Here is an 11,998-nt window from a genome sequence, read left to right on the forward strand (position 1 = left end):
GCAGCAAGCAAAAAAGACGCTTTGAAATAAAAAAACGACAACTTCATTTGTGCCGCTTGCGGTCACAAGTTTCCGATAGGCGGCAAAGTGATGACTCCCCAATGCCACGCCCGAAGCATTTGACTGTTTTTTAGGCAGTGCAGATGGGACGCGGACAGAATCGCGCCCGATCTCTTGTGAACAGGCAACACGCCGGTGAAAAGAGGCCATGCCAGACACGCTGACCATAGTAGTGGTGGAAGAAGACCGCGAACGCGCGATTGCCATCGTCGATGCGCTCAAGGCGTCCGGGTCTTATGATGTGCATGTGATCGGCAATGCCTCGAGCCTTGCGCGCAAGATCGCGGCGCTGGTGCCGGATGTGGTGCTGATCGATATCGACAACCCCACCCGCGACATGCTCGAGGAACTGACGCTGGCCTCTGGCCCGTTGGAACGGCCCGTTGCGATGTTCGTGTCTGGCGCGGCGGGGGATTTGGCCTCGACCGCGATCGAGGCCGGGCTGTCGGCCTATGTGGTGGACGGAATGCAACCCGACCGGCTGAAACCGGTGCTGGATGCCGCCATCGCCCGCTTTCAGATCGTCCGCCAGATGCGCCGCGAACTGGCCGAGACCAAACGCGCGCTGGAGGAACGCAAGGTGATCGACCGCGCCAAGGGCCTGCTGATGAAGGCCCGCGGGATCGAGGAAGAAGAGGCTTACGCCCTGCTGCGCAAGGCCGCGATGGATCAGGGCCGCCGTGTCGCCGACGTGGCCGAGGCGCTGGTCACCGCCTCGGGGCTGCTGTCATGAACGCGGTCACCCTGCCCGTCGCCTATGTGCCTTTGGTCGATGCCGCGCCCTTGATCGTGGCGCATGAAATGGGCCTAGCGCGCGCCGAAGGGGTCGAACTGGACCTGATCGCCGCGCCCTCATGGTCATCCGTTCGGGACATGCTGGCCTTTGGCCGGGTGGATGCGGCGCATTTGTTATCCCCCGTGCCCGTCGCGATGGCGCTGGGTCTGGGCGGCGTCACACAGCCGCTCTCTGCCGTCTCGGTTCTGTCGGTGAACGGCGACGTCATCGGCGTCAGCCGTGCTTTGGAAACCCGCCTGCGCGAAACAGGCTATGATTTCGACTTCCACGATCCGTTCAAGGCCGCCGCTGCGCTGGCCTCGGTTGCGGATCGGCCTTTGGTCTTTGGCGTGCCCTTCCCGTTCTCGCTGCATGTGGAACTGCTGCATTGCTGGCTTGAGGCCACAGACCTGTCAGGGGTCGAGGTCCGCACCATTCCACCGCCCCTGATGGCGCAGGCGCTGGCCGAAGGGGACGTGGACGCGTTCTGCGTGGGCGAGCCCTGGGGCTCGGTCGCGGTGGAGGCGCAGGCGGGGGCGTTGTTGCTGCCCGGTCTGGCGATCTGGGCCTTTGCGCCGGAAAAGGTGCTGGCCGTGCGCACCGAATGGGCCGAGACCGAACCGCACCTGCTGGGCAAGCTGATGCGGGCCGTCTGGCGCGCCGGGCGCTGGCTGGGCCAGCCCGGAAGCCACACGGCCGCCGCCGAAATCCTCGCACGCGATACTTACCTGAACCTGCCCTCGGAGCTGATCGACCGCGCGCTGTCGGGTCGGTTCACCATCTCGGGGCAGGCAGAGCAGCGCGAGGTGCCGGGTTTCCTCGAATTTCACGACGGCGCCGCAAACTTCCCCTGGCGCAGTCAGGCCAAATGGATCGGGCATCGTCTGGCCGCGCGGTACGGTCTGGACCCGCATCTGGCACTGGCGCAGGCGGGCGGCGTGTTCCGAAGCGATATCTACCGCGATCAGATGGCCGGGATTGGGGCTGACCTGCCCGGCGCGTCGGAAAAACTGGAAGGCGCGATTCGCAGCACCACACCCGTCGCCTCGCAGAACGGGCAACTGTCGCTGCAGCGGGACGCGTTTCTGGACGGGCGCATTTTTGACCCTCAGGATTTCTGACGCCTAAAAAACAGGCATCGGCCTGCGGCGTGCGGTGCAAATGCAGCAATCTATGCCGCATCGCAGCAAAACCCCTTGATCAGACCTGCGCAATTTCTCACGATGCCTCTATCGGCACGCAATGGCGTGTGCCTTTCGAATTCCTCCCAAAGTTTGGGAATGACCGAGCAAAGCCGCTCACACTCTGGCCACCTCCTCCCGGTCAGAGCGTGCAGCGGCTTTTTGTTTTTCACACCCGGATATGCCGGGACCAAGAAAGGGACAGACCCAGATGACGCGTCTCCTCGCAGGCCTTGTCGCCACCACCGCCCTGATCAGCCCGGCTTTGGCCGAGACGCTGGAACTGGAAAAAGACGAGCTGACCTTCGGCTTTATCAAACTGACCGACATGGCCCCGTTGGCCGTGGCCTATGAGAACGGCTACTTCCTGGACGAAGGATTGTTCGTGACGCTGGAAGCGCAGGCCAACTGGAAAGTGCTGCTGGATGGCGTTATCGACGGGCAGCTGGACGGCGCGCATATGCTGGCCGGACAGCCGCTGGCCGCGACCATCGGCTATGGCACCGAGGCGCATATCGTGACCCCCTTCTCGATGGACCTGAACGGCAACGGCATCACCGTGTCGAACGAGATTTGGGAAGAGATGAAGCCGAACATCCCGGTGATGGAGGACGGCCGCCCGCAACACCCGATCTCGGCCGAAGCCCTGGCCCCGGTGGTCGATAAATACAAATCCGAAGGCAAGCCGTTCAACATGGGCATGGTCTTCCCGGTCTCGACCCACAATTACGAGCTGCGTTACTGGCTGGCCGCTGGTGGTCTGAACCCGGGTTACTACAGCCCCGACGACGTGACCGGCCAGATCGGCGCGGACGTGTTCCTGTCAGTGACACCGCCACCGCAGATGCCGGCAACGCTCGAGGCCGGGACCATCTATGGCTATTGCGTGGGTGAGCCCTGGAACCAGCAGGCCGTGTTCAAGGGCATCGGCGTGCCGGTGATCACCGATTATGAACTGTGGAAGAACAACCCCGAAAAGGTCTTCGGCATCAACGCCGAGTTTGCCGAACAGTACCCCAACACCACCCGCGCCGTCACCAAAGCTCTGATCCGCGCCGCGATCTGGCTGGACGAGAATGACAACGCCAACCGCCCCGCCGCGGTCGAGATGCTGAGCCAGCCGGAATATGTGGGTGCCGACTACGACGTGATCGCGAATTCGATGACCGGGACATTCGAATATGAAAAGGGCGACAAGCGTGATGTGCCCGATTTCAACGTGTTCTTCCGCTATAACGCGACCTACCCGTTCTATTCGGACGCCATCTGGTACCTGACCCAGATGCGCCGCTGGGGCCAGATCGCCGAGCCGCAGACGGATGCGTGGTATGACGAAGTCGCCAAGTCGGTCTATCGCCCCGACATCTATCTGGACGCCGCCCGGATGCTGGTCGACGAAGGTCTGGCGAATGAGGCCGACTTCCCTTGGGACAGCGATGGCTACAAAGCTCCGACGCCTGCCGAGGATATCATCGACGGCATTCCTTATGACGCCCGCCAGCCCAACGCCTACCTGCAAAGCCTGCCGATTGGCCTGAAGGGCGAGCAGGTCGTCGTTGGAACCGAAGTTCAAGGCTAAGGCTTTCTCCCCGGCCTGTGTGGCCGGGGTCTTCCACATCAACAGAATTCCACCCCGCCCGGACACCGATCCGGGCCAGGAGACCGCAAGATGACAGCCATCGACCACGATACGCTATCCACGGATGCTGAACGCGAGGCGCGTCGCGCCCGCCTGTTCACCCGGATCAACGCCGCCGACAAATGGTTTCAGGTTCTGGGCCTGTCCTGGATCACCCCCGTCCTGCGCGCCGCCGCAGGTGACAACCCCCGTGCCCAGATGGGCGAAATCTGGCGCCTGCTGGCCGTACCGCTGCTGGCGATCTGCGCCTTTTTGCTGCTGTGGGGCACGCTGGCGCCCAAGGTGCAGACCTCTCTGGGGGCTGTCCCCGGACCGGCTCAGGTCTGGTCCGAAGCCGTCAGCCTGCATCAGGACGCACAGGCCAAAGCCGCCAAAAAGGCAAAGTTCGAGGCGATGGTCGAAAAGCGGAACCAGAAGTTCATCGACGCAGGCCAGCCCGAAAAGGTAAAGGAGGTCGCCTATACCGGCGCGCCGAGCTATTACAATCAGATCTGGACCTCGATCAAAACGGTGTTCTTCGGCTTTCTGATCGCCACCATCGTAGCCGTGCCGCTGGGCATTGCTGCAGGTCTGTCGCCCACCGCAAACGCCGCGCTGAACCCGCTGATCCAGATCTTCAAACCTGTCTCGCCGCTGGCTTGGCTGCCGATTGTGACGATGATCGTCTCGGCCGTTTACGTCACCAATGACGGCTGGTTCGCGAAATCCTTCCTGATCTCTGCCATCACCGTAACGCTGTGTTCGCTGTGGCCCACGCTGATCAACACCTCGCTGGGTGTGGCCTCGATCGACAAGGATTTGGTAAACGTCTCGAAGGTTCTGAAAATGAACACCTACACCAAGATCACCAAGCTGGTGCTGCCCTCGGCCCTGCCGCTGATCTTCACCGGTCTGCGCCTGTCACTGGGTGTCGGCTGGATGGTCCTGATCGCGGCCGAGATGCTGGCGCAGAACCCTGGTCTGGGCAAATTCGTCTGGGATGAGTTCCAGAACGGCTCCTCAAGCTCGCTCGCCAAGATCATGGTGGCCGTCTTCACCATAGGCATCATCGGCTTCCTGCTGGATCGCGTGATGTACGCGCTGCAGTCGCTGTTCACCTTCTCGAACAACCGGTGACCGACATGGCTGTGATGGAATTCAACAATGTCAGCAAATCCTTCGGCACCGGTACCGCTGCGACGGATGTGCTGAAGGACATCGACCTCTCGGTTGAAGAAGGCGAGTTCGTGGTTCTGCTGGGCTTTTCCGGCACCGGCAAGACCACGCTGATCAACCTGATGGCGGGAATCGAGTTCCCGACCAAGGGCAGTGTCTCCTTCCGCGACGCTCCGATCACCGGCCCCGCGCCGGAACGGGGGGTGATCTTCCAAAACTATTCGCTGATGCCGTGGCTGACGGTGACGGGCAATGTACGGTTGGCCGTGGATGCGGTCTTTCCCAAGATGCCCAAGGCCGAGAAAGAGGAAAAAGTCGCCCACTACATCAAGATGGTGGGGCTCAGCCACGCCGCAACCCGTCGCCCCGCCGAACTGTCGGGCGGGATGCGGCAGCGGGTGAACGTGGCCCGCGCCCTGGCGATGGACCCCGAGGTTCTGCTGCTGGACGAGCCCCTGTCGGCGCTGGACGCGCTGACCCGTGGCAATCTGGCGGAAGAGATCGAAAAGATCTGGGAGGCCGACCGCAAGACCTGTGTCCTGATCACCAATGACGTGGATGAGGCGATCCTGCTGGCCGACCGCATCATTCCGCTGAACCCCGATGGCAGCTTGGGGACCGAATTCAAAGTTTCGATCCCCCGCCCCCGCGACCGCTCGGCCATGAACCATGACGAAGCGTTCAAGGCCCTGCGCGGTGAGGTCACCAAGTACCTGATGGATGTAGGGATCGAGGCCAAGGTCGAAGGCACCAAGACCCTGCCGGACGTGACCCCGATCCACGGTGTGCCTGCGGCGGTGAAAGAGGCGCAGACCGGCCTGATCGGCGAACGCTATCTGGATTTCAGCCAATTGCACAAGGTCTACCCCACGCCAAAGGGCCCGCTGACCGTGGTCGAGGACTTCAACCTCAAGCTCAACCGGGGTGAGTTCATCTCGCTGATCGGCCACTCGGGCTGCGGCAAGTCCACGGTGCTGACCATGGCCGCCGGTCTGAACGAAATCTCGAAAGGCGCGATCAAGCTGGATGGCCGCCATGTCGAAGGGGCCGATCCCGAACGCGCCGTGGTGTTCCAGTCGCCCTCGCTGTTCCCGTGGCTGACCGCCAAGGAAAATGTCTCGGTCGGTGTGGACCGCGTCTATCCGCGCGCCAGCCAGGCTGAACGGCAGGATGTGGTCGAATACTATCTGGAGCGGGTCGGTCTGGCCGATGCGATGGATAAATCCGCCGCCGACCTGTCGAACGGCATGCGTCAGCGTGTGGGCATCGCCCGTGCCTTTGCCCTGTCTCCGAAACTGCTGCTGCTGGATGAACCCTTCGGGATGCTCGACAGCCTCACCCGTTGGGAGCTGCAGGAAGTGCTGATGGAGGTCTGGTCGCGCACCAAGGTGACCACCATCTGCGTCACCCATGACGTGGATGAGGCGATCCTGCTGGCCGACCGCGTTGTGATGATGACCAACGGCCCGCAGGCCACTATCGGCAAGATCACCAATGTCGACCTGCCGCGCCCGCGCACCCGCAAGGCGCTGCTGGCCCATCCCGATTACTACGAATACCGGCAAGAGGTGTTGGATTTCCTCGAGGAATACGAGCACGGCGCAAAGCCCAAGCCGAAAACCCCTTCCCCCAAAGCCATTGCCGCGGAGTGAATGACATGAAGCAGAAACTTGTGGTCATCGGTGCCGGTATGGCCTCGGGCCGGGTGCTGGAACACCTGACCGACGCTGCCCCCGATGCGTTCGACATCACCCTGTTCAACGCCGAACCGCGCGGGAACTACAACCGCATCATGCTGAGCCCGGTTCTGGCCGGTGATCAGACTTATGAAGAGATCGTGACCCATGACGACGCCTGGTATGCCGAACGTGGGATCACATGTCGGTTTGGCGAGAAAGTGGTCAAAATCGACCGCGAGCTGAAAGTGGTCGAAGGCGAGAACGGCCATGTGCCTTATGACAAGCTGATCTTCGGCACCGGCTCCAATCCGTTCATGATTCCGATGCCGGGGCATGATCTGGACGGCGTGATCGCCTATCGCGATTTGGAAGACACCCAACAGATGATGGGCATGGGCGCTGGCAAAAAGGTCGTTGTGATCGGCGGCGGCTTGCTGGGCCTTGAGGCGGCCGCAGGCATGGCCGCGCGCGGTGCGGATGTGACCGTGGTGCATATCATGGGCCACCTGATGGAGCGTCAGCTGGACCCTGCCGCAGGCTACCTGCTGAAGAAATCGCTGGAAGAAAAAGGCATCACCGTTCTGCTCAACGCCAAGTCGACCGAGATCGTTGGTGAGAACGGCAAGGCCCGTGCGTTGCTGCTGGAGGACGGCACGGAATTGCCCTGCGACCTGTTGGTGATGGCTGTGGGCATCCGCCCCAACACCGCTCTGGCGCAAGAAACCGGTCTGGCCGTGGGCCGAGGCATCCATGTGGACGATCAGATGATCACCTCGGACGCCGATATCTTTGCCGTTGGCGAATGTGTCGAACATCAGGGCGAGGTCTTCGGCCTCGTCGCGCCGCTCTACGATCAGGCGAAGGTGCTGGCACAAACCCTTCTGGGCGAGCCTGCCGCGTTCAAACAACGCTCGCTATCGACCAAGCTGAAAGTCACCGGCTGCGACCTGTTCAGCGCCGGGGACTTTGCCGAAGGTGAGACGCGCGAGGACATTGTCTTCCGCGACCCCGCCCGTGGCGTCTATAAACGGCTGGTGCTGGAAGGCGACAAGCTGGTCGGCGCGGTCATGTATGGCGACACCGCCGACAGCAACTGGTTCTTCGGCCTGATCCGCGATGGCGAGGACGTGTCCGAGATGCGCGAGACACTGATCTTCGGCCCGGCCTATCAAGGGGGCGGCTCTGCGGACCCTCTCTCAGCCGTTGCAGCATTGCCGCCTGAGGCGGAAATCTGTGGCTGCAACGGCGTATGCAAATCCGACATCACTGCGGCCATCGACGGCGGCGCCACCGATCTGGGCGCGATCCGCGCGACAACCAAGGCCAGCGCGTCCTGCGGGACGTGCACCGGGCTGGTTGAGCAGTTGTTGCAGGTCACGCTGGGCGACGGTTTCCAGATGCCCGCCGCGCAGCCCATCTGCGGCTGCTGTGACCTGACCCACGAAGACGTCCGCCGCCTGATCAAGTCGCAAGAGCTAAAAAGTCAGGAGGCCGTCTGGCAGGAACTGGGCTGGAAAACCCTGAACGGCTGCCATGTCTGCCGCCCTGCAGTGAACTACTACTTGCTGGCCGATTGGCCGGTGGAATATCAGGACGACCCGCAAAGCCGTTTCGTCAACGAACGCAAGCACGCCAACATCCAAAAGGACGGCACGTTCAGCGTGGTACCCCGCATGTGGGGCGGCATCACCAACCCGGCGGAACTGCGCGCCATTGCTGACGCGGCCGAGAAATACGACGTACCCACGGTCAAAGTCACCGGCGGCCAGCGCATCGACCTGCTGGGCGTGAAAGGCGCGGACCTGCCCTATATCTGGTCTGATCTGAACAAGGCCGGACTGGTCTCGGGCCACGCCTATTCCAAGGGTTTGCGCACGGTGAAAACCTGTGTCGGCACCGATCACTGCCGGTTCGGCACGCAGGACAGCACCGGCCTCGGCGTGAAGCTTGAGAAAATCCTGTGGGGCTCGTGGACGCCGCACAAGCTGAAGTTGGCAGTCTCGGGCTGCCCGCGCAACTGCGCCGAGGCGACCTGCAAGGATATCGGCGTGGTCTGTGTGGACTCAGGGTTCCAGATCAGCATCGGCGGCGCGGCGGGCATGGACGTGAAGGAAACCGAGCTGCTGGTGCAGGTGCCGACCGAGGACGAAGCGATTGAGGTCGTCATGGCCGTCACCCAGGCCTATCGCGAGGGCGGCAAGTATCTGGACCGTCTGTATAAATGGATGGCGAAGGTTGGCCTCGACTGGATCAAGGAAACCGTAGTCGACGACCTCGACAACCGTCGCGCGCTGGTTGAACGCTTTGAACTCAGCCAATCCATCTATCGCAAAGACCCATGGGCCGAGCAGGCCAAAGAGGCCCCGCGCTTTGCGCCACTGGCCGATCTGACACTGGAGGCCGCCGAATGAGCTGGATCGACATCGGACATATTGACGAAATCCCCCTGCGCGGCGCGCGCGTGGTGAAAACGCCAGTCGGCTGCATCGCCCTGTTCCGCACGGCGAAGGATGAGGTCTTTGCCGCCTCGGACCGCTGCCCGCACAAGGGCGGGCCGCTGTCCGAAGGCATCGTACATGGGCAGTCTGTCACCTGCCCGCTGCACAATTGGGTGTTCGACCTGAACTCCGGTCAGGCCCAAGGCGCGGACGAAGGCCAGATCGCCACCTACCCGGTGCAGCTGGACGGCGACCGCATCCTGCTCGACAGCACCTCGCTGGGGCAAAGGAGCGCCGCGTGAAGGACCTGACCGCCTGCGCCAAGCGCTCGACCTGCCCCTATTGCGGGGTCGGCTGCGGTGTTCTGCTGCAGCCGGATGGCGCCGGAGGCCTGACGGTCACCGGCGACCCGGACCACCCGGCCAATCAGGGGCGGCTCTGCTCCAAGGGCTCGGCTTTGGCCGAAACGGTGGGTCTGTCGCAGCGGCTGCTGACCCCGGTGGTATCCGGCGTTGAAACCGGCTGGGACGATGCGCTGCAACTGGTCGCCGACCGGTTCCGCGACACGATCGCCAAACACGGGCCGGATTCGGTGGCCTTTTATGTCTCGGGCCAGTTGCTGACCGAGGATTACTACGTCGCCAACAAGCTGATGAAAGGCTTCATCGGTTCAGCCAATATCGACACCAATTCGCGGCTGTGTATGGCCTCGACCGTTGCAGGCCACAAACGCGCCTTCGGCACCGACACCGTCCCCGGCACCTATGAAGATATCGACGAGGCCGATCTGGTGGTTCTGGTCGGCTCCAATCTGGCCTGGTGTCACCCGGTTCTGTATCAGCGCCTGATAGCGGCACGACAGACGCGCGGGACCAGGATTGTGGTGATCGATCCGCGCCGCACGGCATCGTGTGACAGCGCCGACCTGCATCTGCCTCTGGCAGCGGGCAGCGACGTGGCACTGTTCAACCACCTGTTGGCCCAGATTGACGCGCGCGGGCTGGTGGATGTGGATTTTCTGGCCCACACAACTGGAATTCCCGAGGCACTGGACAGCGCATTGGCCGACGATATCTCGGTCACCGGGCTGGAGCCGGAGGATATCGCCGCCTTCTGCGAGATGTGGATTGGCACCGAAAAGGTGGTGACGATCTTCAGTCAGGGTGTGAACCAATCAACCTCAGGCAGTGACAAGGTCAATGCGATCCTGAACTGCCATCTGGCAACAGGACGGATCGGCAAGCCCGGCTGCGGGCCTCTGTCGGTCACGGGTCAGCCCAACGCCATGGGCGGGCGCGAGGTCGGTGGGCTGGCCAATATGCTCGCCTCTCATCTGGATATCGAAAACGCCGACCACCGCGCCGCCGTGCGCGATTTCTGGTCGGCGCCGAGGATGCCCGAAGCCCCCGGTCTGAAAGCGGTTGATATGTTCCGCGCCGTGGGCGACGGGCGGATCAAGGCGCTGTGGGTGATCCACACCAACCCGGCGGTCTCGATGCCCGAGGCCGATGCCGTGCGCGACGCCATCGCCGCCTGCCCGTTCACCGTGGTCTCGGACATCACCGCCCGCACCGATACCGCGCGGCTGGCCAATGTGCTGCTGCCCGCCTCGGCCTGGGCCGAGAAAGACGGCACCGTCACCAATTCCGACCGCACCATCAGCCGCCAGCGTTCAGCCCTGCCCGCCCCCGGACAAGCCCGTGCCGACTGGGATATCCTGTGCGAGGTTGGGCGGCGGATGGGCTGGACCTCTGCCTTTGACTACCAAAGCCCCGGCGAGATTTTCCGCGAACATGCGGCGCTGTCCGGCGTGGCGGCGCGGTTTGGCAAGGATTTCGACATCTCGGGCCTCGCCGATCTGAACGCCGCAGATTACGATGCGCTGGAGCCGACGCGCTGGCCCGTGACCGCCTCGCGACAAGGCGGGCGGTTCTTTGCGGATGGGCAGTTCTTTCACCCTGATGGCAAGGCCCGGCTGTTGCCGGTCAAATGGCGCGCTCCTGCGGCCAAAACCAGCCCCCGCTATCCGTTCTGGCTGAACACCGGGCGGCTGCGCGATCAATGGCACACGATGACCCGCAGCGGGCTATCGCCCCGCCTGTCAGCACATCTGCCCGAACCGTTTCTGGACATACACCCGGACGACGCCCGGTCGCAGAAGATTTCTGCCGCCGATTTGGTCGCGGTGACGAGTCCACACGGCAAAGCCATCCTGCGGGCGCGGATCACGAGGGATGTCACCCAGGGTCAGGTCTTTGCCCCGATCCACTGGACCGGAGAAACCGCGCCCTCGGCCCGCATCGACGCGGTGGTGGCGGCGGCGACCGACCCGGTCTCGGGCCAGCCCGAAAGCAAGGCGTCGGTTGTGAATGTCACCCGGTTCAACGCCGAATGGTACGGGTTCGCAGTCTCCGACCGGGAGATGACCCCAAGCTGCGACTACTGGGCGCAAAGCCCGACCAAATCCGGCTATCGCGCAGAACTGGCCGGGCTGAACCCCGTCGAAGACTGGCATGCCGCGGCCCGCGACCTGTTCGGATTGCCAGACGCCGAAATCACCGCGGTCGAGGACCCGGCCCGAGGCGTCGCCCGCCTAACCTGCCACCAAAACAGGCGACTGGTTGCCGCCCTCTTTGTCTCAGCCCAGCCAGTTGCGGTGATGCGCGATTACCTGGCGACGTTACCGCAAGTGCCCAATTTGGGCCTGCTGTCCGGCCGCGCCCCGGCAGACATGCCGGACCCGGGGCCAATTCTGTGTTCCTGCTTTGATGTCGGCGTGAACACGATCCTGACAGCAATCGAGACCCGAGGGTTGATCTCGGTCGAAGCCATAGGTGAAGCGCTGCAAGCCGGAACCAATTGCGGATCCTGCCGCCCGGAACTGGCTGCGCTGCTGGCCACAGCTCAACAGAAAGAGGCCGCCGAATAGAAAAACCCCCGCCTTTTGAGCGGGGGCTTCGTCTGTTCTTGAACTGAGCTTACTCGGCTGCGTCTTTGTATGCGTCCATTGGAGGGCATGTGCAGACGAGGTTTCTGTCTCCGTATGCGTTGTCGACGCGGTTGACGGGGGA

General features: G+C 62.9%; 8 protein-coding genes. All 8 read left to right on the plus strand.

Annotation, left to right across the window (positions count from 1 at the left end; all coding sequences use genetic code 11):
• Window positions 1–208: 208 nt before the first annotated feature.
• The 8 genes from ACR0DO_RS16070 to ACR0DO_RS16105 all read left to right on the plus strand — a co-directional run bounded on the left by ACR0DO_RS16070 (window position 209) and on the right by ACR0DO_RS16105 (window position 11,856).
• On the plus strand, window positions 209–793 hold the full coding sequence (locus ACR0DO_RS16070) for an ANTAR domain-containing response regulator (protein ID WP_480560217.1): 585 nt from the start codon (window positions 209–211) through the stop codon (window positions 791–793).
• The gene (locus ACR0DO_RS16075; protein WP_480560219.1) at window positions 790–1,956 is read left to right on the plus strand and encodes an ABC transporter substrate-binding protein; all 1,167 of its coding nucleotides are present in this window, start codon (window positions 790–792) and stop codon (window positions 1,954–1,956) included. The genes ACR0DO_RS16070 and ACR0DO_RS16075 overlap by 4 nt, the downstream gene beginning before the upstream one ends.
• Window positions 1,957–2,227: 271 nt before the next feature.
• Window positions 2,228–3,595 (plus strand): CmpA/NrtA family ABC transporter substrate-binding protein, encoded by a 1,368-nt coding sequence (locus tag ACR0DO_RS16080; protein ID WP_480560221.1) that lies wholly within the window; start codon window positions 2,228–2,230, stop codon window positions 3,593–3,595.
• 90 nt (window positions 3,596–3,685) lie between these two features.
• Complete coding sequence (locus tag ACR0DO_RS16085) at window positions 3,686–4,771, plus strand: ABC transporter permease (RefSeq protein ID WP_480560223.1); 1,086 nt, start codon at window positions 3,686–3,688, stop codon at window positions 4,769–4,771.
• Between the two features lie 5 nt (window positions 4,772–4,776).
• Window positions 4,777–6,462: an ABC transporter ATP-binding protein gene (locus ACR0DO_RS16090; protein ID WP_480560225.1), complete on the plus strand. Its 1,686-nt coding sequence runs from the start codon at window positions 4,777–4,779 to the stop codon at window positions 6,460–6,462.
• Between the two features lie 5 nt (window positions 6,463–6,467).
• The gene (gene nirB / locus ACR0DO_RS16095; protein ID WP_480560227.1) at window positions 6,468–8,900 is read left to right on the plus strand and encodes a nitrite reductase large subunit NirB; all 2,433 of its coding nucleotides are present in this window, start codon (window positions 6,468–6,470) and stop codon (window positions 8,898–8,900) included.
• Window positions 8,897–9,229, plus strand: coding sequence for a nitrite reductase small subunit NirD (gene nirD, locus ACR0DO_RS16100; protein WP_480560229.1), 333 nt, complete (start codon window positions 8,897–8,899; stop codon window positions 9,227–9,229). The genes nirB and nirD overlap by 4 nt, the downstream gene beginning before the upstream one ends.
• Window positions 9,226–11,856: a molybdopterin-dependent oxidoreductase gene (locus ACR0DO_RS16105; RefSeq protein ID WP_480560231.1), complete on the plus strand. Its 2,631-nt coding sequence runs from the start codon at window positions 9,226–9,228 to the stop codon at window positions 11,854–11,856. Before nirD ends, ACR0DO_RS16105 begins: the two co-directional genes overlap by 4 nt.
• The last annotated feature ends 142 nt before the right edge of the window (window positions 11,857–11,998 follow it).

The organism is Ruegeria sp. AM9, assembly GCF_056540565.1.